At 67.1% G+C, this 23066-nt stretch carries 22 protein-coding genes; 8 read left to right on the forward strand and 14 right to left on the reverse strand.

The features are described from left to right. The first annotated feature begins 62 nt into the window (after nt 1–62). Nucleotides 63–1277 carry an NADP-dependent isocitrate dehydrogenase gene (locus Q9235_RS15500; RefSeq protein ID WP_306222657.1) on the forward strand — a complete coding sequence of 405 codons (1215 nt, stop codon included), beginning with the start codon at nt 63–65 and terminating at the stop codon, nt 1275–1277. Between the two features lie 80 nt (nt 1278–1357). Here Q9235_RS15500 and Q9235_RS15505 read toward each other — a convergent pair whose 3' ends face one another. The 12 genes from Q9235_RS15505 to flgB all read right to left on the reverse strand — a co-directional run bounded on the left by Q9235_RS15505 (nt 1358) and on the right by flgB (nt 14048). Further along, nucleotides 1358–1993 carry a class I SAM-dependent methyltransferase gene (locus tag Q9235_RS15505; protein ID WP_306222658.1) on the reverse strand — a complete coding sequence of 212 codons (636 nt, stop codon included), beginning with the start codon at nt 1991–1993 and terminating at the stop codon, nt 1358–1360. Nucleotides 1994–2075: 82 nt separating this feature from the next. Next, on the reverse strand, nt 2076–2699 hold the full coding sequence (locus tag Q9235_RS15510; protein ID WP_306222659.1) for a hypothetical protein: 624 nt from the start codon (nt 2697–2699) through the stop codon (nt 2076–2078). Between the two features lie 2 nt (nt 2700–2701). Continuing rightward, entirely contained in the window at nt 2702–3865 is a 1164-nt protein-coding gene (locus Q9235_RS15515) for a cyclic nucleotide-gated ion channel (RefSeq protein ID WP_306222660.1), read from the reverse strand. 7 nt (nt 3866–3872) lie between these two features. Next, a complete protein-coding gene (gene alaS, locus Q9235_RS15520; RefSeq protein ID WP_306222661.1) occupies nt 3873–6515 on the reverse strand; it encodes an alanine--tRNA ligase in 2643 nt (880 codons plus the stop codon). 187 nt (nt 6516–6702) lie between these two features. Then, nucleotides 6703–7749, reverse strand: coding sequence for a recombinase RecA (gene recA / locus Q9235_RS15525; RefSeq protein ID WP_257732354.1), 1047 nt, complete (start codon nt 7747–7749; stop codon nt 6703–6705). Nucleotides 7750–7981: 232 nt separating this feature from the next. Then, nucleotides 7982–10486 (reverse strand): cell cycle histidine kinase CckA, encoded by a 2505-nt coding sequence (gene cckA, locus Q9235_RS15530; RefSeq protein ID WP_306222663.1) that lies wholly within the window; start codon nt 10484–10486, stop codon nt 7982–7984. Nucleotides 10487–10557: 71 nt separating this feature from the next. After that, a complete protein-coding gene (flhB, locus tag Q9235_RS15535; protein WP_306222664.1) occupies nt 10558–11625 on the reverse strand; it encodes a flagellar biosynthesis protein FlhB in 1068 nt (355 codons plus the stop codon). Between the two features lie 7 nt (nt 11626–11632). Next, nucleotides 11633–12388, reverse strand: coding sequence for a flagellar biosynthetic protein FliR (gene fliR / locus Q9235_RS15540; RefSeq protein ID WP_306228294.1), 756 nt, complete (start codon nt 12386–12388; stop codon nt 11633–11635). A 77-nt stretch (nt 12389–12465) separates the two neighbouring features. After that, complete coding sequence (fliQ, locus tag Q9235_RS15545) at nt 12466–12732, reverse strand: flagellar biosynthesis protein FliQ (RefSeq protein WP_306222665.1); 267 nt, start codon at nt 12730–12732, stop codon at nt 12466–12468. A 148-nt stretch (nt 12733–12880) separates the two neighbouring features. Continuing rightward, nucleotides 12881–13204 (reverse strand): flagellar hook-basal body complex protein FliE, encoded by a 324-nt coding sequence (gene fliE / locus Q9235_RS15550; protein ID WP_306222666.1) that lies wholly within the window; start codon nt 13202–13204, stop codon nt 12881–12883. A gap of 29 nt (nt 13205–13233) precedes the next feature. After that, on the reverse strand, nt 13234–13644 hold the full coding sequence (gene flgC / locus Q9235_RS15555) for a flagellar basal body rod protein FlgC (RefSeq protein WP_257732286.1): 411 nt from the start codon (nt 13642–13644) through the stop codon (nt 13234–13236). Between the two features lie 2 nt (nt 13645–13646). Then, nucleotides 13647–14048: a flagellar basal body rod protein FlgB gene (gene flgB / locus Q9235_RS15560; RefSeq protein ID WP_306222667.1), complete on the reverse strand. Its 402-nt coding sequence runs from the start codon at nt 14046–14048 to the stop codon at nt 13647–13649. 223 nt (nt 14049–14271) lie between these two features. Here flgB and Q9235_RS15565 point away from each other — a divergent pair, with 223 nt between their 5' ends. Together Q9235_RS15565 and fliP are read left to right on the forward strand one after the other, a co-directional pair. Next, a complete protein-coding gene (locus tag Q9235_RS15565) occupies nt 14272–15594 on the forward strand; it encodes a flagellar biosynthetic protein FliO (RefSeq protein WP_306222668.1) in 1323 nt (440 codons plus the stop codon). Nucleotides 15595–15813: 219 nt separating this feature from the next. Continuing rightward, nucleotides 15814–16533: a flagellar type III secretion system pore protein FliP gene (gene fliP / locus Q9235_RS15570; RefSeq protein ID WP_306228296.1), complete on the forward strand. Its 720-nt coding sequence runs from the start codon at nt 15814–15816 to the stop codon at nt 16531–16533. Nucleotides 16534–16645: 112 nt separating this feature from the next. Here the strand turns inward: fliP and rnd are convergent, their stop codons facing one another. Next, nucleotides 16646–17785: a ribonuclease D gene (rnd, locus tag Q9235_RS15575; protein ID WP_306222669.1), complete on the reverse strand. Its 1140-nt coding sequence runs from the start codon at nt 17783–17785 to the stop codon at nt 16646–16648. 143 nt (nt 17786–17928) lie between these two features. Between rnd and aspS the strand changes: the two genes are divergently transcribed. From aspS to Q9235_RS15600, 5 genes are read left to right on the forward strand one after another with little or no spacing between them, the layout of a single operon-like run. Continuing rightward, on the forward strand, nt 17929–19707 hold the full coding sequence (gene aspS, locus Q9235_RS15580) for an aspartate--tRNA ligase (RefSeq protein ID WP_306228298.1): 1779 nt from the start codon (nt 17929–17931) through the stop codon (nt 19705–19707). Between the two features lie 5 nt (nt 19708–19712). Beyond that, on the forward strand, nt 19713–20081 hold the full coding sequence (locus Q9235_RS15585) for a hypothetical protein (protein ID WP_306222670.1): 369 nt from the start codon (nt 19713–19715) through the stop codon (nt 20079–20081). An 8-nt stretch (nt 20082–20089) separates the two neighbouring features. After that, on the forward strand, nt 20090–20398 hold the full coding sequence (locus Q9235_RS15590) for a hypothetical protein (protein ID WP_306222671.1): 309 nt from the start codon (nt 20090–20092) through the stop codon (nt 20396–20398). A 42-nt stretch (nt 20399–20440) separates the two neighbouring features. Continuing rightward, on the forward strand, nt 20441–21322 hold the full coding sequence (locus tag Q9235_RS15595) for a glycosyltransferase family 2 protein (RefSeq protein WP_306222672.1): 882 nt from the start codon (nt 20441–20443) through the stop codon (nt 21320–21322). After that, nucleotides 21319–22371: an acyltransferase family protein gene (locus tag Q9235_RS15600; protein WP_306222673.1), complete on the forward strand. Its 1053-nt coding sequence runs from the start codon at nt 21319–21321 to the stop codon at nt 22369–22371. The genes Q9235_RS15595 and Q9235_RS15600 overlap by 4 nt, the downstream gene beginning before the upstream one ends. On the opposite strand, the gene Q9235_RS15605 is transcribed toward Q9235_RS15600, so the two are convergent. Further along, nucleotides 22343–23056: a CatB-related O-acetyltransferase gene (locus tag Q9235_RS15605; RefSeq protein ID WP_306222674.1), complete on the reverse strand. Its 714-nt coding sequence runs from the start codon at nt 23054–23056 to the stop codon at nt 22343–22345. The two genes, Q9235_RS15600 and Q9235_RS15605, sit on opposite strands and share 29 nt — an antisense overlap. Nucleotides 23057–23066 lie beyond the last annotated feature (10 nt).

Genomic DNA, 23066 nt, shown 5'->3' on the forward strand with positions numbered 1-23066 from the left:
GAAACGGTGGCCGAAAGGCGCGGTTTCGGATCGTTCTATCTGGAGAGAACAGGGGTCATCGCATGAGCAAGATCAAGGTCGCCAACCCGGTCGTCGACATGGACGGCGACGAGATGACCCGGATCATCTGGCAGAAGATCAAGGACACCCTGATCTTCCCGTATCTGGATCTCGAGCTCGACTATTACGACCTCTCGGTCGAGAACCGCGACGCGACCAACGACCAGGTCACGATCGACGCCGCCAATGCCACCAAGAAGCATGGCGTCGCGGTCAAGTGCGCGACCATCACGCCGGACGAGGGCCGCGTGAAGGAGTTCAACCTCAAGGAAATGTGGAAGTCGCCGAACGGCACGATCCGCAACATCCTCGGCGGCGTGATCTTCCGCGAGCCGATCATCTGCAAGAACGTGCCGCGCCTCGTGCCGGGCTGGACACAGCCGATCGTCATCGGCCGCCACGCCTTCGGCGACCAGTACCGCGCGACCGACTTCAAGTTCCCGGGCAAGGGCACGCTCTCGATCAAGTTCGTCGGCGAGGACGGCAAGGTCATCGAGAAGGAGGTCTTCAAGGCTCCCGAGGCCGGCGTCGCCATGGCGATGTACAATCTTGACGACTCGATCCGCGACTTCGCCCGCGCGTCGCTGAACTACGGCCTGATCCGCAAGTATCCGGTCTATCTCTCGACCAAGAACACCATCCTCAAGACCTATGACGGCCGCTTCAAGGATATCTTCGAGGAGATCTACCAGGCCGAGTTCAAGGCCGAGTTCGACAAGCTGGGCATCACCTACGAGCACCGCCTCATCGACGACATGGTCGCTTCGGCGATGAAGTGGTCGGGCGGCTATGTCTGGGCCTGCAAGAACTACGATGGCGACGTGCAGTCCGACACCGTGGCGCAGGGCTTCGGCTCGCTCGGCCTGATGACCTCGGTGCTGATGACGCCGGACGGCAAGACCGTCGAGGCCGAGGCCGCGCACGGCACGGTGACCCGCCACTATCGCGAGCACCAGAAGGGCAAGGAGACCTCGACGAACTCGATCGCCTCGATCTTCGCCTGGACCCGTGGCCTCAGCCACCGCGCCAAGCTCGACAACAATGCCGAGCTCGCCAAGTTCGCGGCGCTGCTGGAGAAGGTCACGGTCGACACCGTCGAAGCCGGCGACATGACCAAGGACCTCGCCCTGCTGGTCGGCGCCGAGCAGAAGTGGCTCTCGACCACCGGCTTCCTCGAGAAGGTCAGCGAGAACATGCGCAAGGCGATGGCCGCGTGATCTCAGGCGCATCATAGCGTGGAACAAGAAGCCCGGCCGAAAGGCCGGGCTTTTTCGTGCGCAGCGCTCTCCTGCGGCGATCAGGGTTTCCGGGCTACGATGTAGGGGCGCCAGTGCTGGCCCTTGGTCGCATGGTTCTCGACGTCCAGAACCTGAAAGCCCGCCACAGACACAAGCTCCTTCAGCTCCGCCGCGCGGAAGACAGCAGCATAGGGCGCAAGCCGGAGCGCCCGCATGACGGGCAGGGCGGCGTATCCGACGAGCGGATTCATGTCCCCGATGCAGGGGGTCTTCGAGATGAGCAGCCCACCCTCGGCGAGCAGGCAGCGGATGCGTTCCAGCGTGCCGGGCAGATCACGAACCAGGTGCAGGTAGCTGAAGCCAAGAACGGCATCGAAACGCGCCTCGGGTGCGAGCGCTTCCGCAGTGGCGACGCGGAAGCTCAACCCCGGGATCGCAGCGGTCGCCTGTTTCTGCTCGGCGATCGCGATCATGCCGGTCGAGATATCGGTCGCGAGATAGCTTTGTACGTGGCCGGCTAGCCTGAGCGCTGTCGACCCAGTGCCGCAGCCGAGTTCCAGCACCCGGTCTTGCGGTTTCAGCAGCTCACGCGTCCGCTCCAGCGTGCGTTCGTAGCCGGCCTCGTCCGCGATGGCGCTGCGCGCATATCGGCCGGATGTCCGATCCCAGAAGCGGGCATCGCTCACGCTGCTCATCGTTCGGTACTCCCCAAAGCAGGGCCGATATAGGCGGGGAAGATTGCGGGAGTTTTACGTGGAGCGGCCTGCAGAAGGCAGTTCACTCCACCTTCACGGCTCGTCGCGCCAGAATCCGATGCTCCGCCAGCGGCGCATGCAGGATGTAGCGCAGTTCGTAGATGCCCGGCTGGTCCGGTGCCTCCAGCGTCGCCTCGACATTCTCCGCCGGGAAGAAGCGCGGGCCGTCAGCGTCGGCCGGCGCGTCCGGCTTTACCAGCATCACGCGGTCCTGCTCGCCATTGGGGCCGATGCCGCGCACCGGCAGGCCCTGGCCGCGGCCGACGCGCTCCGGCGCGGCCAGAGTCGCGCTGGGCTCGGTCGTCGTGAAGGGCTGGCGCAGCAGGATAACGGGCGCGCCGTTCTTCTCCACGGTCATGCGTAGTTCGTAAGCGCCGACGGCGCCCGGGGTCGGCAGGGCCGGCACCGTGTTCCTCGGCTCGACGACGACGATCGCCTTGTCAGCCGGGTCGTCCGGACGGGCTATCGCGAGGCGGGCGCTCTGCGGCGGATTGCTCAGGAAGACGCTGAGCGGCGCGCCGGCGACGATGGTCCGCGCGGCGGAGAGGGTGGGGGCGTCGCTGCGGCGCGGGACGGGTTTCGTCTGTGCGGTTGTCAGCGCCGGCAGGAGCAGGGCGGCGAGCCCGATCAGGGAACGGCGTTTCACGTTCATCCTCTCGCCAGCGTCCGGATGCGTTCGGCAAGCTGGGGGTGGCGTGTGGTGAGCGCCCGGAAATCGACGGGGTCGAGCACCAGAAGCTTGGACGGAGCCGTCGCCACCGCCGCTTGCGGGCAGGGCGAGTGGCTTGCGATGGCGATATCATCGAGCTGGAGTTCGCCGAAAAAATGGCCTTCGTCGAGCCGGTCGCGGCTATTGGCGAGCGCCACCTCGACCTCGCCGCTGGCGATGAAATAAAGGGCCCGGCCGGGCTCGCCCTGATGCATGATGATGGCGCCGTTGCGCACCGTCTGGGCCCGCAGGAACTGCATCACGGCGGCGATCTCGCTGGCATCGAGCCCGCCGAAGAGCGGCACCCGCGCGATCATGCTCCAGGTGACCACGAATTCGCGCCGATGGATCTCCTGCGCGAAGGCTGTCGCGACGATGCCGACCGGCAAGGCGAGCATGATGAGCCCAAGCACGGCGGTGACGGCCGCGACTGCCTTGCCCGCCGCGGTGATCGGAAAGACATCGCCATAGCCGACCGTGGTCAGGGTGATGATCGCCCACCACATCGCGTCGGGGATGGTGCCGAACTTGTCGGGCTGGGCCTCGTGCTCGACGAGATGCATGGCGCTAGCCGCCACCAGCATCACGCCCATCAGGATGACGAAGCAGGCGAGCAGCGCCTTGCGCTCCGAAGCCAGCGCGGCAGCAAGCGAAGCCATGCCGGGCGAATAGCGGCCGAGCTTGAAGAAGCGCAGCAGACGCAGCAGCAGCAGAACCCGGACCTCGCCGAAGCCGAACAGGCCGGCGGCGAGCGGCAGGATCGCGAGCAGGTCGATGATGGCCGGGAAAGAGCCGAGATAGGCGAGCCGCGCGCGTGTCGCGCGGAGTCCCCGATAGCGGGCATGCTCGGGCGCGATCCAGATGCGGATGGCGTATTCGACCGTGAAGACCGCGAGCGAGACGCGCTCCAGCAGGTCGAAACCGGGGCCGAAGCGGGCGGCGAGCGTGGGGACCGATTCCAGCACGATCGCAAGCACGTTGGCACAGATCAGTGCGACCAGCGCCCGGTGGATCACGGTGGCGACGAGATCGTCGCCGGCACCGTGATCGAACCACAGGTGAACCTGCCACCGCCAGCCCCGTCGAGGCGTGGCGGCGGCCATGTCGCTGTCAGCCCATCGCGGCCGCGACGGCATCGAGCGCGGCTTGCGCCTTGCTGCCGTCCGGCCCGCCGGCCTGCGCCATGTCGCGGCGTCCGCCGCCGCCCTTGCCGCCGAGCTGCTCGGAGGCGACGCGCACCAGGGCTACCGCATCGAAGCGTTCGGTCAGGTCCGGCGTGACGCCGACGACGACGCCTGCCTTGCCGTCATCGGCGACGCCGACGATGGCGACGACGCCAGAGCCGACGCGGGCCTTGGCCTCGTCGGCGAGGCTCTTCAGGTCCTTCATCTCGATGCCGGTGACGGCACGCGCCAGCAGCTTGGCGCCCGCGATCTCCTGGATCGGGTCCTCGGCCGCGCCGGCGCCGCCCATGGCGAGCTTCTTTCGGGCTTCGGTGAGTTCGCGATCGAGCTTGCGGCGCTCCTCGATCAGCGCGGCCAGGCGGTTTCCGGCCTCGGCGGCGGGAACCTTGAGCAGGCTCGCGAGACCGTCGAGCAGGCGCGATTCCTCGTTGAGGCGCAGGCGCGCGCCAGTGCCGGTCATCGCTTCGAGACGGCGCACGCCGGCCGCGACGGCGCCTTCGCCGACGATGCTGACGAGGCCGATATCGCCGGTGCGCGAGGCATGGGTGCCGCCGCAGAGCTCGACCGAATAGGCGCGGCCGGCCGGGTTCTTGCCCATCGCGACGACGCGGACCTCGTCGCCGTATTTCTCGCCGAACAGGGCCCGTGCGCCGGAGGCGATCGCCTCGTCGACGCTCATGAGGCGGGTCGTGACCGGCTCGTTCTGGAGGATGATCGCGTTGGCGATCTCCTCGACCTCGCGCAGCTCCTCGGCGCTGATGGGCTTGGGATGCGAGAAGTCAAAGCGCAGCCGGTCGGCCGAGACCAGCGAGCCCTTCTGCGCGACATGGTCGCCGAGGACGAGGCGCAACGCCTCGTGCAGCAGATGCGTCGCCGAGTGGTTGGCGCGGATCGCGGAGCGACGCTCGTGATCGACGACGAGCTCGACGGCGGCGCCAAGCTTCAATTCGCCCTCCTTGACGGTGACGCTGTGGGCGAAGACATCGCCGAGCTTCTTCTGGACGTCGGAGACCTCGACCAGCGTGCCCGGCGCCTTGACCACACCGGAATCGCCGACCTGGCCGCCGGATTCGCCATAGAACGGCGTCTGGTTGACCAGCATGAAGCCGCTCTCGCCGGCCTTCAGGGACTGGACCTCCGCATTGTCGCGGATCAGCGCGGTGACGACGCCCTCGGCCGTCCTGGTGTCGTAGCCGAGGAATTCGGTCGCTCCGACCTTGTCGCGCAGCGGGAACCAGAGCGTCTCGGTCGCGGCCTCGCCGGAGCCGGACCAGGCGGCGCGCGCCTTGGCCTTCTGCTGCTGCATGGCGGCATCGAAGCCCTCGACATCGACCGTGATCTCGCGGGCGCGCAAGGCGTCCTGCGTCAGGTCGAGCGGGAAGCCATAGGTGTCGTAGAGCGTGAAGGCGACGTCGCCCTTGAGGCTCTGGCCGGCGGTGAGGTTCTTCGAGGCGTCGTCGAGCAGGGTGAGGCCGCGCGCCAGCGTGGTGCGGAAACGGGTTTCCTCCAGCTTCAGCGTCTCGGTGATCAGAGCCTCGGCGCGCAGCAGTTCGGGATAGGCGCGGCCCATCTCGCGGGTCAGCGCCGGCACGAGCTTGTAGAGCAGCGGCTCCTTGGCGCCGAGGAGCTGCGCATGGCGCATGCCGCGGCGCATGATCCGGCGCAGCACGTAGCCGCGGCCTTCGTTCGAGGGCAGCACGCCATCGGCGATCAGGAAGGCGGAGCAGCGCAGATGGTCGGCGATGACGCGGTGACTCGCCTTCATCGGGCCGTCCGGATCGACCGAGGTCAGGTCGGCGATCGCTGTGATCAGGGCGCGGAAGAGGTCGATATTGTAGTTGTCATGCGTGCCCTGGAGCACGGCCGCGATGCGCTCCAGCCCCATGCCGGTATCGATCGAGGGGCGGGGCAGGCTAGTGCGGATGCCGCCGGCAGCTTCCTCGTATTGCATGAATACGAGGTTCCAGATCTCGATGAAGCGGTCGCCGTCCTGCTCGGCCGAGCCGGGCGGGCCGCCCCAGATATGGTCGCCATGGTCGTAGAAGATCTCGGAGCAGGGGCCGCAGGGGCCGGTATCGCCCATCCGCCAGAAATTGTCCGAGGTGGGGATGCGGATGATCTTGTCGTCGGTCAGGCCGGCGATCTTCTTCCAGAGCGCGTGCGCCTCGTCGTCCTCGGAATAGACGGTGACCGTCAGCTTGTCCTTGGGCAGGCCGAACTCGCGGGTAACCAGCGTCCAGGCGTGGTTGATCGCCTGTTCCTTGAAATAATCGCCGAAGGAGAAGTTCCCCAGCATCTCGAAGAAGGTGTGGTGGCGGGCGGTGTAGCCGACATTGTCGAGGTCGTTGTGCTTGCCGCCGGCGCGGACGCATTTCTGGGCGGTGGTGGCGCGCGAATAGGGGCGCTTCTCCTGGCCGGTAAAGACGTTCTTGAACTGCACCATGCCCGAATTGGCGAACATCAGCGTCGGGTCGTTGCGCGGCACGAGCGGGCTCGACGGCACGATCTCGTGGCCCTGGGACTTGAAGTAGTCGAGGAAGGTCGACCGGATATCGTTGACGCCGCTCATCGCTCTTTTGCGCTCTGATCTGGGGCAGGAGGCCGGGCGCGCCCGGCGGGAAGGTCCGGTTCTAGTCAGGCCGCTCGCCGCTGTCCAGAAAGCTCGTTGCAGCGCACAGCCCGCAAGGCCTTATCGGCAAACGAAAACGGGCGACCCGAAGGCCGCCCGCGCATTCGTCCCGGATCGGGAGGCCGTCTCAGGCTTCGCCTTCGTCGAGATCGTCCGCGGTCGGGTCCGCCTGATCGAGGATGCGGTCGGCGACGAGGCCGGAATTCTGGCGGATCGTGGCCTCGATCTTGGCTGCGACGTCGGGATTGGTCTTGAGGAAGGTCTTGGCGTTCTCGCGGCCCTGGCCGAGGCGCTGGCTGTCGAAGGAGAACCAGGCGCCGGCCTTCTCGACCATGCCGGCCTTGACGCCGAGATCGATCAGTTCGCCGACCTTCGAGATGCCCTCGCCGAACATGATGTCGAACTCGACCTGCTTGAAGGGTGGCGCGACCTTGTTCTTGACGACCTTGACGCGGACCTGGTTGCCGGTCGCCTCGTCGCGCTCCTTCAGCGTCGAGACGCGGCGGATGTCGAGGCGCACCGATGCGTAGAATTTCAGAGCGTTGCCGCCGGTGGTGGTCTCCGGCGAGCCGTACATCACGCCGATCTTCATGCGGATCTGGTTGATGAAGATGACCATGCAGTTCGAGCGCGAGATCGAGGCGGTGAGCTTGCGCAGGGCCTGGCTCATCAGGCGGGCCTGGAGGCCCGGCTGGACATCGCCCATCTCGCCCTCGATCTCGGCACGGGGCGTCAGCGCCGCGACGGAGTCCACCACGAGCACGTCGATCGCGCCGGAGCGGACGAGGGTGTCGGTGATCTCCAGCGCCTGCTCGCCGGTATCGGGCTGCGAGATCAGCAGGTCGTCGAGATTGACGCCGAGCTTGCGGGCATAGACCGGGTCGAGCGCGTGCTCGGCATCGACGAAGGCGCAGACGCCGCCCTTCTTCTGGGCTTCGGCGATGGTGTGCAGCGCGAGCGTGGTCTTGCCCGAGGATTCCGGCCCGTAGATCTCGATGACGCGGCCCTTGGGCAGGCCGCCGACGCCGAGCGCGATGTCGAGGCCGAGCGAACCGGTCGAAATCGTCTCGATCTCGATCGCCTGCGGATTCTTGCCGAGCCGCATGATCGAACCCTTGCCGAAGGCGCGTTCGATCTGGGAGAGCGCCGCATCGAGCGCCTTGGCCTTGTCCATCGAGGAGCCTTCCACGAGTTTGAGATTCGCCTGATTCACGTTTCGGGCTCCTTATGGCAGGGCGAGGGGGACATCTCAATGCGTCTTGACATGAGAATGGTCACGCTTTGTTCCTGCTATCAAGTTCTTTTTTTGTTCTCGGTGTCAGTTTTTGTCAGGAGAGGTGTCAGCAGCTGTCACGAGATGGCGGCACGTGACGGGAAATGGTGCCCGGGGCGGGCGCCGCCGGCCTTCAGCCCATCGCCGCCTTCACGGTCTCAACGAGCTGCTTCATCGTGAAGGGCTTGGGCAGGAAGTGGAATTCCTCGCCTTCCGGAAGGTTCTTGCGGAAGGCCTCCTCGGCATAGCCGGAGACGAAGACGACCTTGGTGTTCGGGTTGCGCTTGCGCAATTCGCCGAGCAGCGTCGGGCCGTCCATCTCCGGCATCACCACGTCGGAGACGACGAGGTCGATCTTGCCGTCGTTCTGCAGGAAGAGATCGAGCGCCTCGACGCCGGATGCCGCCTCGTGGACGGTATAGCCGCGAGAGACCAGCATGCGGGCGTTCAGCGCGCGCACCGCGTCCTCGTCCTCGACCAGCAGGATGACGCCGGCGCCGGTATGGTCTGCTGCGAGTTTCTTCGGCGCCTCCTTGGCGGCGGCTTCGGCAGCGATCTCCTCCTGGCTCGGGACATGGCGCGGCAGGAAGATCTGGAAGGCCGTGCCCTTGCCGATGGTCGAGTCGACGAAGACGTAGCCGCCGGTCTGCTTGACGATGCCGTAAACCATCGAGAGGCCGAGGCCCGTGCCCTTGCCGACTTCCTTGGTGGTGAAGAAGGGCTCGAAGATCTTGTCGAGATGCTCTTGCGGGATGCCGGTGCCGGTGTCCTCGACCTCCAGCAACACGTAATCGTCTGTGGGCAGTGCCTCGTGGCCGAAGGAGGCGCAGTCCTCGCGGGCGACGTTGCGGGTGCGGACCGCGAGCTTGCCCCCATCCGGCATGGCATCGCGGGCGTTGACGGCGAGGTTGACGATGACCTGCTCGAGCTGGCCGAGATCGGCCTTGACCGGCCAGAGATCGCGGCCCTGGCGGACATCGAGCGTGACCTTGTCGGCGACGACGCGCTTCAGCATCAACGAGAGATCGGAAAGCACCTCGCCAAGCTCCAGCACCTGCGGGCGCAGGGTCTGGCGGCGCGAGAAGGCGAGCAATTGCCGCACCAGCGCCGCGGCGCGGTAGGCGTTCTGCTTGATCTGCATGATGTCCGGGAAGGACGGATCGGTCGGCCGGTGGCTCGCGAGCAGGAACTCGGAGGCGTTGATGATGACTTGCAGCACGTTGTTGAAATCGTGCGCGATGCCGCCGGCGAGCTGGCCGACCGCCTGCATCTTGCCGGCCTGGTCCATGTTGTCGCGCAGCTTGCGCTCGGCCGTGGTTTCCAGCGCGTAGACGATGGCGCGCTCGCCGTCGCCGCCTTCGGTGCCGGCGACGGGGGTGAGGTAGAGCTTGGCGGAGCGGCCGTCCTCGCCGGCGAGCGCGAGGTCGAGCGGGGCGCCGCCCGAGCGCCCGGCCACGACCTCGGCGAGCGCTGCATCGAGGCCGGCGCCAGAGGCAACGAGATCGTGGATGGTGCGCGGCCGCAGGCCCGCCGGGATCAGGCGGGCGAAAGCGGCGTTGGAATGCAGGATCGCGCCGGTGTCATCGACAGTGGCGATCGCCATCGGCGTCGAATGGAAGAAGCGGGCGAAGCGCACCTCGGCATCGCTGCCGCCATCGGCGCCGGCTTCGCCGGCCGTGCGGTTGAGGACGAGGGTGCGCGAGGGGCCGGCCCGGCCGTCCTGCCCGAAGGCGACCTGATGATGCAGGCGCACGGGCAGGGGGGCACCGTTGCGGCGTTTCAGGTCGACATCGAGCACTTCGACGCGGACGTCGCCGGGCTGGCCGCGGATCGCCTGGATCAGGGCGGCGGCCGAGGGGGTGCAGACATCGTCGAGATGCAAACCGCCGGAACCGAAGCGGGCGAGGTCGAAATCGAGCCAGCCGGAGAGCGTGGCATTGAGATAGGAGATCTCGCCGTCGGCATCGATCGAGATGAAGCCGGCCGGAGCGTGGTCGAGATAGTCGATCGCGTGCTGGAGCTCCTGGAAGGCGTTCTCCTGGCGCTCGCGTTCGGGCGTGATGTCGGAAACCGACCAGATCGTCGCGGTCGTGGCCTCCCTGCGGACGGGAGAGACGCGGACGCGGTACCAGCCGACTTCGCCGCGTCCGTTCAGGGCAGGTTCCAGGCGTACTTCCTCGACAAGGCGGCGATGTTCGCGGGCGGCGGTGGCGAGCCGATAGATCGCCTCGGAGACTTCGGCACGGCCGGTCAGCAGGCGGCCGACCGGCTTCAGGTCGTTGGCGCCGGTGGCGCCAGCGAGCGCGAGATAGGCTTCGTTGGCGTAGACGACCTCGTTTTCGCTCTCGGTGACGACGATGCCGTCATCGGCGCGGTCGACGATCGCCTTGGTCAAGTCGTTGCGGGAGGCGCGGCCGGAAAACTGGACGAGACCGATCGCGAAGGCGAAGAGGCCGAAGACGCCGACAACCGAGAGCAGGGCGAGCAGGCCGAGGATCAGCGGCTGCGCCCATTCATTGGCGAGGAACCCGAGCGCGATCGCCGCGCCGACGAGCAGGGCCGCGACGAACAGGATGATCCCGATATGGCCGGGCTTGTCCGAGCGATCGATCGTGTTGGTCGCCGTGCTTCCGCTCATTGCGGTGGAGTCCGTTCCCTTGCGGCCGCGCGGAAACCGGGCGGCCAAGCTTCCTTCGCATCCGTCCCGAGTTAGGCGCGGCGACCCTTCAGGCGCAAGACGTATCCGATGACTTCGGCGACAGCCTGATAGTGTTCGACAGGAATTTCTTCGTCGATGTCGACCGTGGCGTAGAGCGCGCGTGCCAGAGGCGGATTTTCGACGATCGGCACGCGGTGCTCGCCGGCGACCTCGCGGATCTTCAGGGCCATCGCGTCGACGCCCTTGGCGAGGCACAAGGGCGCCGCCATGCCGGGCTCGTATTGCAGCGCGACGGCGAAGTGGGTCGGGTTGGTGATGATGACGGTCGCCTTCGGTACCGCCGCCATCATGCGCTTGCGGACGCGGCTGGCGCGGATCTGGCGCAACTTCGCCTTGACCTCGGGATTGCCTTCCGAGTTCTTGAACTCGTCCTTCATCTCCTGCTTGGTCATCTTCTGGCGCTGGTACCAGGAGAAGCGCTGCCAGCCGAAATCGCCGATGGCGATGATGGCGAAGAGGGCAAGCACCGCGCCCATCAACTGGATCGCGAGCGAAAGCGTCGCCGGCATCAAGGCCTCGACATTCATCTGCGCGAAGACTTCGAGCCGGTCGCGCTGGCCCCAGAGCGTGTACCAGATCACGATGCCGATCAGGGCCGTCTTGGCGAGGCCCTTGGCGAAATTGACCCAGGCCTCCTTGCCGAACAGCCGCTTGACGCCGGCCATCGGCGATATCCGGTTGAACTTCGGCATCAGCGGCTCGAACGTCCAGAGCGGCTTGTGCTGGAGCAGGGCACCGACGAGGCCCGCACAGAGGATGAAGGCGAAGGGCAGGCCCAGCGCCATGAAGCCTGTGAACACGCCGCGCTGCGTCACCTGCATGAAGGAGGCGCCGTCGGAGGGGACCTGATGCGCGTTCATCAGGAAGGAGCGCAAGGACAGCATCGCCTCGCGCGCCGACCAGCCGGCAGCCACCATCAGGGCGAGCGTGAAGCCGCAGAGCACGAAGAAGGTCCCGATCTCCTGCGATTTGGGGACGTCGCCTTTCTCGGTGGCTTCGTCCAGCTTTCGCTGGGTCGGGTCTTCTGTTCTGTCTTCGTTTTCGGTTTCCTCGGACATGGCTTCCTCAGCCGGTGAACTGACGGAGGAAGGCGCCGAGATCGTCGATGAAGACGCTCATCATCACGCCGAGCACGACGAGCAGGACGAGCATGCCGCCCAAGATCGAGGCCGGCACGGCGAGGAAGAAGACCTGCAATTGCGGCATCATCCGCGCGAGCACGCCGATGCCGAGATTGAAGAGCAGGCCGAAGATGAGGAAGGGCGCGGAAATCTGGATGGCGAGCGCGAAACCACGCGCCGTCGAGCGGATCGCCAGCGCCATCGTGTCGGTGAGGTCGACGGCCCCGCCCGGCGGCAGCAGGCGGTAGCTCTCATGGATCGCGGCGATGGCGATGTGGTGCAGGTCCGTGGTCAGGATCAGCGTGATGCCGAGCATCGTCAGGAAATTGCCGATCGAGGGGTTCTGCATGCCGCCGGTCGGATCGACCGTCATGGCGAAGCCGAGCCCCAAGGTCTGGGCGATCAGCGTGCCGGCGGTCTGCAGGCAGGCCATGACCAGCCGGGCACAGAGCCCGATGACGAGGCCGATCAGCAATTCCCCGATCAGCAGCGCGACGACGCCCGAGACATCACCGGGCACGCGCAGGGAGGGGCGAGCGATCGGCACGATCATCAAGGCGATGAAGAAGGCGAGCGACAGCCGCGCCCGCGAGAAGATGAAGCGCTCGCCGATGCCGGGCATGAGCATGACGAGCGTGCCGACCCGCGCGAAGACGAGCACGAAAATGGCGCTGATCTCGGGCAGGATCGCGATCTGCATCGTGCCGCGGGCACCTTCACGCCAGGATGGGTGCCGCGGAGCCGCGCCGGCAAGGGCCGGCAGCAGGCGCGACGGGATCATCCGCCCGTGGCGATTCGGGCGGCGATTCGCCCCATATAACCCGCCAGCGCGTCTCCCATGAAAGGAAGAAACAGCAGCAGTGCCGCGAAGACGGCGACGATCTTCGGCACGAAGACCAGCGTCTGCTCCTGGATCTGGGTCAGCGCCTGGATCAGCGAGACGATGAGGCCGACGACGAGCGCGATCACCATCAGCGGCCCGCCGACCTTGAGGAAGACGACGATGCCGTCGCGGGCGATGTCGAGAATGGCTCCGGAAGTCATGGCTTTACCTTGCTCGCAACGATCGTTGTTCGAGCCCTCGTCCTGAGGAGCGCCCTTGGGCGCGTCTCGAACGACGCTCCAGAGTGCGCTGGACCATCCTTCGAGACGCCGCTTCGCGGCTCCTCAGGATGAGGGCTGCGGATGGTGATCAGACCGGCATCCGCATGATTTCTTCATAGGCCGCGATGACGCGGTCACGCACGGCGACGAGCGTCTCGATCGCGGCCTCGCTCTCGGCCACCGCCGTCACGACATTGACGATGTCGGCCCGGCCGCCGGCGACGCTCGCCGTCTGGACATCGGCCTTGCGACCGGCATCGGCGGTGGCGTCGAGCGCCTTGCCGAGCAGCGCGGAGAAATCCGGTCCGCCCGCTTCCGCGCCGCCCGTGGCGAGCGGCTTGCGCATCAGATTGCCGGCACCCATCCCCTGGATGGAGGCGTAGGCGCCCGCGGCGAAACCCGGAGTGGCCATGATGGTCTAGTCCCCTTCTGGAGCCGCGCTCAGGCGCGCAGGATATCGATGGTGCGCTGGATCATCCGGCGCGTCGAAGAGATCAGGTTGAGATTGGCTTCGTAGCTGCGCTGGGCCTCGCGCATGTCGACCATCTCGACCAACGAGTTGACGTTCGGCATCTGGACGTTGCCGTTGGCATCGGCCGCCGGGTTGCCGGGCTCGTGCTTGGTCTTGAAGGCGCTGGGGTCGCGCTGGACCTTGCCGAGCGCGACGAGCTGGGCGTCGAGCGTGCGGTCCATATGGCGCTGGAATGTCGGGACCTTGCGGCGATAGGGCTCGGCCCCGGCGCGCTCCGGACCCGAATCGGCGTTGGCGATGTTCTCGGAGATGATGCGCATGCGCCCGGACTGGCTGCGCAGGCCGGAAGCGGCAACGGCGATGCTCTTGATCAGGTCCATGATCAGCGGCCTTTCCCGATCGCGATCTTCATCAGGCCTAGGCCCTTGCTGTAGAGCGAGGCGGCGAGCTGATAGTCGGACTGGTTCTGCGCGACCTTGAGCATCTCGTCCTCGAGATTGACCGCGTTGCCGTTTGGCGTGGTCTCGAAGCGCGGGGCACCGGTACCGTCGAAGCCGCCATTGGCGGTGTTCAGGCTCATATGGCCGGCGCTGGTGCGGGCAACCGCGACGCCGGCGCGCGTCGGATCGGCGCTCGGCGGCTTCAGGTCGACCGGGCGGAAGCCGGGGCTGTCGGCATTGGCGACGTTCTCGGCGAGGATCTTCTGGCGCGATTGCTGGTAATGCATGCGCGTCTTCAGCGCCTGCATCAGGCCGCCGCCGACGCTGAATCCGTCGTTCGCCATGGCTCCAGCTCCCCGTTTGCGTAGCCGGCGAGGTCGGTCTACCCGGCAAATCCTGCCGGGTGCATGGTTAATATCCGGTTAAAGGGGCGGGTTTTCGTGGGTGTGATTAACCACGCGTTCACCATGTTTCCCGATAGCGAAAGCGTTATGCTATAGCCAAGGTGTTGAAACATGGACGGGACTTAACGGCCGTCCGGGCCGCCGTCGCGTTAAGAGGCAGACCTTGCAGAGCTTGTTCGGATTGGAACTCTCGACCGCGCAGAAGGTGATCGTCGCCTCTGTCGTCATTCTCGTGCTCCTCGCGCTGCTCGGCCTGTTCGTGCGGCAGATCCAGGGCGGGCGGCTCCGGCTGCGCGGCCAGGCCAGCGGGCGGCAGCGTCAGCCCCGTCTCGGCGTCGTCGATACCTACGACCTCGACCGCCAGCGCCAGCTCGTTCTGATCCGGCGCGACAATATCGAGCATCTGCTGATGATCGGCGGCGCCTCGGACGTCGTGGTCGAGACGAACATCCTGCGCAGCGGAGGCCGCGCCGCGACCCCGGCCTATGCCGAATCCGTCGCCACCGATCGGCCGCTGCCGCCGTTCGAGACATTGGTTCCGCCGAGCGAACCCGCCTTGCGGGCAGGGGACGATGCGCGCCGCGCCGGCTATGCGCCGGAAGGGCCGGAGCTGCTTCCGCCGCTGCCGACCCGGCCCGTTTCGGTGCCGGTCGAGACGCCGGTAACGACGGCTGCGGCCACGGCCGCGACGGCCGGTGTCGCCGCAGCTCTCGGCGTCGCAGCCGCGGCCGAGGCGGTTGCCGCCCCTGCCAAGCCTGCCGCTCCGGCCATGTCGGTGCCTCCGGTCACCACCGGGCCGGCGCCGAGCTTCGCCCGCGAGCATGCGCCACAGCCGGCGGTGAGCGCCGGTGAGCTCGACGACATGACGCGCCAGCTCGAAGAGGCGCTGAAGCGGCCGTTCTCGGCCGTGCGTCCCGCCAATCTCGGGGCCGAGACGCCGCCCGCAAGCCCTGCGCCCGCCGTGGAGCCACCGGCCCCGGCCGCGAAGTTCTCTCCCGCGCCTGTCGTCGAGGAGGATGCTGCTCCGGTCAAAACGATTACTCCCGTCATCGAGCCTCCGGCTCCCGAGCCCGAGATCGTGCCGGAGCCGGAACCCGAGCCCGAACCGGCAGCGCCGGCTCCTGTCGCCGCAGCACCTCGCCAGAAGCCGATTCCGAGCGATGTCGAGGCCGAGCTCGCCGCGGCGCTCGGGCTGTCGCTGGACCGCCCGCTGGCGAAGGCGCCCGAGCCCCAGGCTTTCGAAGCGAAGCCGGCCGAGATTCAGCACCCTGAGCCGCCACCGGCCACCGAGGATGCGCCCGTCATCGAGGAGACGGTGATGGATGCGGTCGTCGAGGAGCCCGCTCCGGTCGAGAGCCCGAAGCCGCAGCCCGAGCCCGAAAAGCCGGCCGAGCCGGCCGCGAAGGAAATCGATCCCTTCTCGGTCGACGCGATCGAAGCCGAGTTTGCCCGCCTGCTCGGCCGCGACCCCAAGGCCAAGTCCTGAGCGGACGGAGGCCTGGGGTGAAAGGTTGAGGGCCGAGCGCCCTTAGCATGACGCCATCAACAGGATTGTCGGCCATCCGGCCGTATTGACGCCGCGCATCGGTTGCGCGGCGTTTTCGCGTGGCTAGCCTCGTTGGCGCCCGGTCGGTTGAGTCGGGCTGTGGCGGCGCGCGTGAAGGTCATCGGCAGACGAGCGAGAGCAATTCGAGGCGGGCGTGTCCTGGTGGCCGCTGCATTGCTGCTCGCGTTGCAGGCCGTGCCGGCGCTGCCGCAGACGCTGTCGCTCGATCTCGGGCAGGGCGGGGGCGTGGCGGAGCGGGCGCTCCAGCTCATCGCCGTCATCACGGTCCTGTCGCTGGCCCCATCGATCCTGATCATGGTGACGTCGTTCACCCGGATCGTGGTGGTGCTGTCGCTGCTGCGCTCGGCTCTGGGCACGCAGACTACCCCGCCCAATACCGTTATTCTCGGATTGGCGCTATTCCTGACCGGCTTCGTGATGGCACCGACCTTGCGCGAGGCCTACACGACGGCCGTGCAGCCGCTGATCGCCGGGCAGATCCAGCCGCAGGAGGCCTATAACCGCGGCGTCGTGCCGTTCAAGACCTTCATGCTCAAGCATGTCCGCGAGAAGGACCTGGCGCTGTTTCTCGACATGTCGCAGGGGCCGCGCCCGCAGACGCCGCAGGATGTCGGCGTCGAGGTGCTGATCCCCGCCTTCATGATCTCGGAATTGCGCCGGGCCTTCGAGATCGGCTTCCTGCTGTTCGTGCCCTTCCTGATCATAGACCTTGTCGTGGCCTCGATCCTGATGTCGGTGGGCATGATGATGCTCCCCCCGGTGACGGTGTCACTGCCGTTCAAGCTGATCTTCTTCGTGCTGGTCGATGGCTGGGGACTGGTCGCGGGATCGCTGGTGAAGAGCTACGGCAGCGGGTGATCCGCCGCGAAATCGCGAATCCCGCCAGCAGGATAGGCGCGGCGCCTCAGATCATGATTCCGGATCGGGAGCGCCTTGGCTTCGCGCCGAAGAGCGGCCTTCCTGACCGACTTCAGCCTACGATTACGCGGCCGCGCTGGATGCGCAGGCTGAGCGTGCCATTCTTAAGCGCCAGCGCCTTCTCGCCGAAGACGCCGCGGCGCCAGCCGTGCAGGGCCGGGACCTCGGCGAGATCATCGGAGGCGATGGCGTCGAGATCGTCGCTGGAGGCGATGATCTTGGGCGCGACGCGCTCGGCATCCGCCACCGCCTTGAGCAGGACCTTGAGCAGGTCGAGCACCGCGGCATTGGTCGGCCGGCCACGCTCGCGCTCCAGCCGGGGCAGGGTCTTGGGGTCGAGGGCCGCGGCACGCTCGATCGCTGCCAGGACCTCGGCACCGTTGCGCGAGCGCTCGAAGCCGTTGGGGACGGAGCGCAATTCGGCGAGAGCCTCGACCGAACGCGGGCCGCGCTGGACGATGTCCATCAGCGCGTCATCCTTGAGCACGCGCTGGCGCGGGACGTCGCGGGTCTGGGCTTCGCGCTCGCGCCAGGCAGCGATCTCCATCAGGTTCGGCAGTTCGCGCGGCTTGCGGATGCGGCCCTTGAGGCGCTGCCAGGCATTCTCGGGCTTGACCTCGTAGGTCGCCGGCGAGGTCAGCACGGACATCTCCTCGGCGACCCAGCTTTCGCGGCCGCTGGCATCGAGATCGGCCTTCAGGGCGAGGTAGATGTCGCGCAGATGGGTGACGTCCGATTCGGCATAGGCGAGCTGCGCTTCCGTCAGCGGGCGGCGCGACCAGTCGGTGAAGCGCGAGGACTTGTCGATGCGCGCCTTGGCGAGGTCGTTGGCGAGCTGCTCGTAGCCGACCGAGTCGCCATAGCCGCAGACCATGGCAGCGACCTGCGTGTCGAAAAGCGGAGTCGGCAGCACGCGCCCGAGCAGCCAGACGATTTCCAGGTCCTGCCGCGCAGCGTGAAAGACCTTGACGACGTTCTCGTTGACCATCAGCCCGAAGAAGGGGGCGAGATCGAGATCGGGCGCGAGCGGGTCGACCAGCACGGCCTCGTCCGGCGAGGCGATCTGGATCAGGCAGAGTTTCGGGTAATAGGTGGTCTCGCGCAGGAACTCGGTGTCGACCGTGACGAAGGGATGGGTCGCGAGGCGGTCGCAGGCGGCGGAGAGCGCGGCGGTATCGGAAATCAGATGCATGATCCCGTCGTCTTAGCAGAGAGAGCCGCAGGATGTCGCGGGCGTTCTTGACATTTCGGGCGCGCGCGTGTGCTTAGCCGCAAGCTGCGGCTGGTCTTACACACCGGCCTCCGACGCATTTCCGAAAGACCGATCCCGTGACCCTGCATCGCTATCGTTCCCATACCTGTGGCGCGCTCCGTGACAGCGACATCGGCCAGAATGTCCGCCTCTCCGGCTGGTGCCATCGCATCCGCGACCATGGCGGCGTGCTCTTCATCGACCTGCGCGATCATTACGGCATGACGCAGGTGGTGATCGATCCTGATTCGCCGGCCTTTACTGAGGCCGAGACACTGCGCTCGGAATGGGTCGTGCGCATCGACGGCAAGGTCAAGGCGCGTCTCGCCGGCACCGAAAACGCCAACCTGCCGACCGGCGCGGTCGAGGTCTTCGCGACGGCGATCGAGGTGCTCGGTCCTTCGGCCGAACTGCCGCTGCCGGTCTTCGGCGATCTCGAATATCCCGAGGATACGCGTCTCAAATACCGCTTCCTCGATCTGCGTCGCGAGAAGCTGCACAACAACATCATGCTGCGCACCAAGGTCATCGACTCGATGCGCCGCCGCATGAAGGACTCGGGCTTTTCCGAGTTCCAGACGCCGATCCTGACGGCGTCCTCGCCGGAAGGCGCGCGCGACTTCCTGGTGCCGAGCCGCCTGCATGCCGGCAAGTTCTATGCGCTGCCGCAGGCGCCGCAGCAGTACAAGCAGCTCCTGATGATGGCGGGCTTCGACCGGTACTTCCAGATCGCGCCCTGCTTCCGCGACGAGGACCCGCGCGCCGACCGTCTGCCGGGCGAGTTCTACCAGCTCGACGTCGAGATGAGCTTCGTCGAGCAGGAAGACGTGTTCGCGACGATGGAGCCGGTCATCACCGGCGTGTTCGAGGAATTCGCCGAGGGCCGCAGCGTCCAGAAGAACTGGCCACGCATTCCCTATGCCGAGGCGATCGCAAAATATGGCTCCGACAAGCCGGACCTGCGCAACCCGCTCGTCATGCAGGACGTGTCCGAGCATTTCCGCGGCTCGGGCTTCAAGGTCTTCGCGCGCATCCTGGAAGGCGAGAAGAACCGCGTCTGGGCGATCCCTGCGCCGGGCGGCGGTTCGCGCGCCTTCTGCGACCGGATGAACTCCTGGGCGCAGGGCGAGGGCCAGCCCGGCCTCGGCTATCTGATGGTCAAGGAAGACGGCGAGGGTCAGGGGCCGATCGCCAACAATATCGGGCCGGAGCGGGTCGCAGCCATCATCAAGCAGATGGGCTTGAAGGGTGGCGATGCCTGCTTCTTCGTCGCGGGCGATCCGGACAAGTTCTACAAGTTCGCCGGCAGCGCCCGGAACAAGGTCGGCCAGGAGCTCAACCTGATCGACGAGAACACCTTCGCGTTCGCCTGGATCGTCGACTTCCCGATGTTCGAGTACAACGAGGACGAGAAGAAGGTCGATTTCTCGCATAACCCCTTCTCGATGCCGCAGGGCGGCCTGAAGGCGCTCAACGAGGAAGACCCGCTCTCGCTCAAGGCGTTCCAGTACGACATCGCCTGCAACGGCTTCGAGTTGGCCTCCGGCGGCATCCGCAACCACCGCCCCGAAGCGATGGTGAAGGCCTTCGAGATCGCCGGCTATGGCGAGGAGACGGTGATCGAGCGCTTCGGCGGCATGTATCGTGCGTTCCAGTATGGTGCCCCACCGCATGGCGGCATGGCGGCTGGCGTGGACCGCATCATCATGCTGCTGGCGCGCGCGACGAACCTGCGCGAGGTCGCGCTGTTCCCGATGAACCAGCAGGCCGTCGACCTGCTGATGGGGGCACCGGCCGAGGCGACGCCGAAGCAGCTTCGCGAGGCGCATCTGCGGATCAACGCCCCCGAGAAGAACGGCTGACGACCATGGCTTCGCTGCCGATCGGGCGGGCGCTGTCGCTCGCCTGCCTCCTGACGCCGCTGCTCGGCGCCTGCGTCGCCCATGGCGAGAGCAGCACCGGCCGGGCCTCGGCGCTGGCGACGACGGTGTCGCGCGCCATCACCTGCAAGGCGGGTTCGCCGCAGCGCACGACTCTCGACCGTTTCCTCGCGGCCGAGAAGGCACGCGGCGCCGACGATCAGCAGATCGCGGCGGCGCGCGCGGCCTATGTCGGCGTTTCGGAGGCCGAGATGGTCAACCAGGGCGTGCGGCCGCAAGCCTGCACGGCCGAGGAGCGGGCGGAACTCAGGGCCCGGATGGGCCGCATCCGCGCCGGGGATTTCGACAGGCTCTGAGCTGCTCCGTGCCGATCTCTTCGATCCTGAAACCTGCCGCAGCGGCGAGCTTGTCTGCGGCGCTTGCCGCCTGTTCGGTCGCCGGGCCCGTGCCGGGAACGGTGGAATATGCCGCAGCGACCGTCTCGCGCGCCTATGATTGCGGCGTGCCTGTCGATCGCAGCCGCATCATCGCGCGGCTTGACCGACAGGATCGGCAGCGCTTCGTTGCGGCCAGTGCCGGCTATGCCGTGAAGTCCTACAAGGCGCCGCATCGCTGCGAGGCGAGCGAGCGCGAGTGGATCAAGGGCGAGATCGGCGCGCTCGTGCGGCACTGAAATCGCTTGCTTCCGGCCTCCCGACATGGCCACAAGGCGGCAATGCCCGCCGCCGCCATCACCGCCATCGTCGTCAGCTACGACAGCGCCGAGGTTCTGCCCGCCTGCCTCGATGCGCTGGCCGGGGAGGGCGTACCCGCCATCGTCGTCGACAATGCCAGCCGCGACGATAGCCGCGCGATCGCGGAGGCAAGGGGCGCCAGGGTGATCGCGAATGCCCGCAACGAGGGCTATGGCCGGGCCAACACGATCGGCGTCGCAGCAGCCGAGACGCCCTATGTACTGATCGTCAATCCGGACCTGGAACTCGGACGCGGCGCAGCGGCGGCGCTGCTGGCAGCGGCCGAGCGCTATCCCGATGCCGGGATGCTGGCGCCGCGCATCGTCGAACCCTCAGGCCGCGTCTTCCTGCAGCCGCGCTCGCTGCTGTCTCCTGCTCATCTCAATCGCTCCGGCACGATGGCAATCCCGGACGGCGATGCCTGCCTGCCGTTCCTGTCGGGGGCCTGCCTGCTGATCCGGCGTGAGCTGTTCGTCGCGCTCGGCGGCTTCGATCCGGCGATCTTCCTGTTCTACGAGGATGACGACCTCTGCCGGAGGATGCGCGATGCCGGCCATGCGCTCGTCCATGTCCATGGCGCCGAAGCGCGCCACGGCCGTGGCCGCTCGACGGCGCCGTCGCCGCACCTCCGCTTCAAGGCGCGCTGGCACCTGGCCTGGTCCGAGCACTATATCGCCCGGAAATACGGGCTCGCCGGGCCGGGACCGATCCGGATGCTGGAGAATATCGGCAAGGCTATGGGCTATGGGCTGCTGCTGAAGCGCGAGAAGATGTTCGCGCATGCGGGCTCAGCCGCCGGCGCCCGCGCCTGGCGGCGCGGCGAAACGGCGCTCGATCACGAAGGACTGGGGGAGATGCCTTGAGCTGGACACGGCCCACGGTCGCGGAGGCGCTGGCCAATCCGCACAATAATTTCGGTCTCCTCCGGCTGGTCATGGCGCTTGCCGTCGTCGTGTCGCATGCCTTCAGCGTCACCGACGGGAAGGTCCAGCAGGAGCCTTGGTTCCAGACCACCGGGTTCACGCTGGGCGAGCATGCCGTCAACGGCTTCTTCGCGATCTCCGGCTTCCTGGTGACCATGAGCTTCATGCGCCGCGGCTGGCGCGACTATGTCGTGGCGCGTCTGCTCAGGATCGCGCCGGGGCTGATCGCGGCGACGCTCGTCGTTGCGCTGGCGCTCGGCGCCCTTATGACGACGCTCGATGCTTCCGCCTATTTCCGCGACCCGGGACTGTGGCATTTCATTTCGCGGACGCTGACCACGTTCAAGAGCGCCGCCGCTCTGCCGGGCGTCTTCGAAAACAACCCGTTCCGGTTCCCGCTCGGAACGGTGTGGACGCTGAAATACGAGACACTGTGTTATCTCGGCGTGCTGATCGCCGGGCTCGCCGGGCTTCTGGCCCGGCCGCGCATCGCGCTGGCGGTGATGGTGGGGCTGACGATCGCGGTCGTCCTGCGCGAGGTGCTGACGCCGCTCGGGCCCAAGGGCACGGAGACGGTGTTCCGCCTGCCGCTGATCTTCCTCGCCGGCGGCGTGATCTATCTCTATCGCGACAAGGTGCCGCTCTCGCTGCCGCTGCTGGCGCTGGCGCTCGCGGCGCTGGTGCCCTTGTCCTTCACCCCGCTCTACAAGGCGGCGCTCTATCTCGTAACCGCCTGGGGCATCCTGGTGCTGGCTCTGGCGCCCGCGCTGACGCAGCGCTCGACCGAGCCGCCGGCCGATCTCTCCTATGGGGTCTATCTCTATGGCTGGCCGATGCAGCAGGCCTTGCACGCGCTCTATCCGTCGCTCGGCGCGTTGATACTGCTCTGGCCGTCGCTGGCCGTGACCCTCATCGTCGCGGCGCTGTCCTGGTACCTGATCGAGAAGCCGGCGCTGGGGCTCAAGCGCCGATTGATGGGCGCTTCCTGAGCGCTTCCAGCAGGTCGTCGACCCGCTCGGACAGCAGCAGCGGAATCAGCGGCGCGATCTCGGCGCGGGGGCGGTTCCACCATGCGGTTTCGACGAGCGCTGCGATCCGGGCCTCGTCGAAGCGCAGCCGGACGATGCGTGCGGGATTGCCGGCAACGATCGCATAGGGGGGCACGTCGCGCGTGACGACCGCGCGCGCCGCGACCACGGCGCCATGCCCGATCGTGACGCCCGACATGATCACGCATTGCGAGCCAAGCCAGACATCGTGGCCGATGACGACGTCGCCGCGCGACGTGTGATGATCCGATCGTGCTCCGGCCTCGGGCCAGAGACCGGGCAGGGCCGGGAAGGGATAGGTCGTCGCCCAGTCGAGGCGGTGATTGCCGCCGAGCAGGATCTCGACCTGTTCAGCGATCGAGCCGTACCGCCCGATCACGAGTCGGGCGCCGCTTTCCGGAAAGCGGATCTTGGGGCGGCCATAGGTATAGGCGCCGATCGTGAACTGTCCCGGCCGCCTTGCGATGAGCTTCGCGAGGTGCAGCCGGGTCTGGTTGTGCGGGTTCAGGCGCTTGCGCAGCCAGCCGCGGGGGACCGGCGCCAGGCCCGCCCACCACGCCTGGACGGCTGACGGGCGCCAGTCGCGATCCTCGGGCGCGATCGCGCCCTCATCAGCGGGCTGCATTTTCTTCACG

This window comes from Bosea beijingensis, assembly GCF_030758975.1.
Lineage (GTDB): Bacteria > Pseudomonadota > Alphaproteobacteria > Rhizobiales > Beijerinckiaceae > Allobosea > Allobosea beijingensis.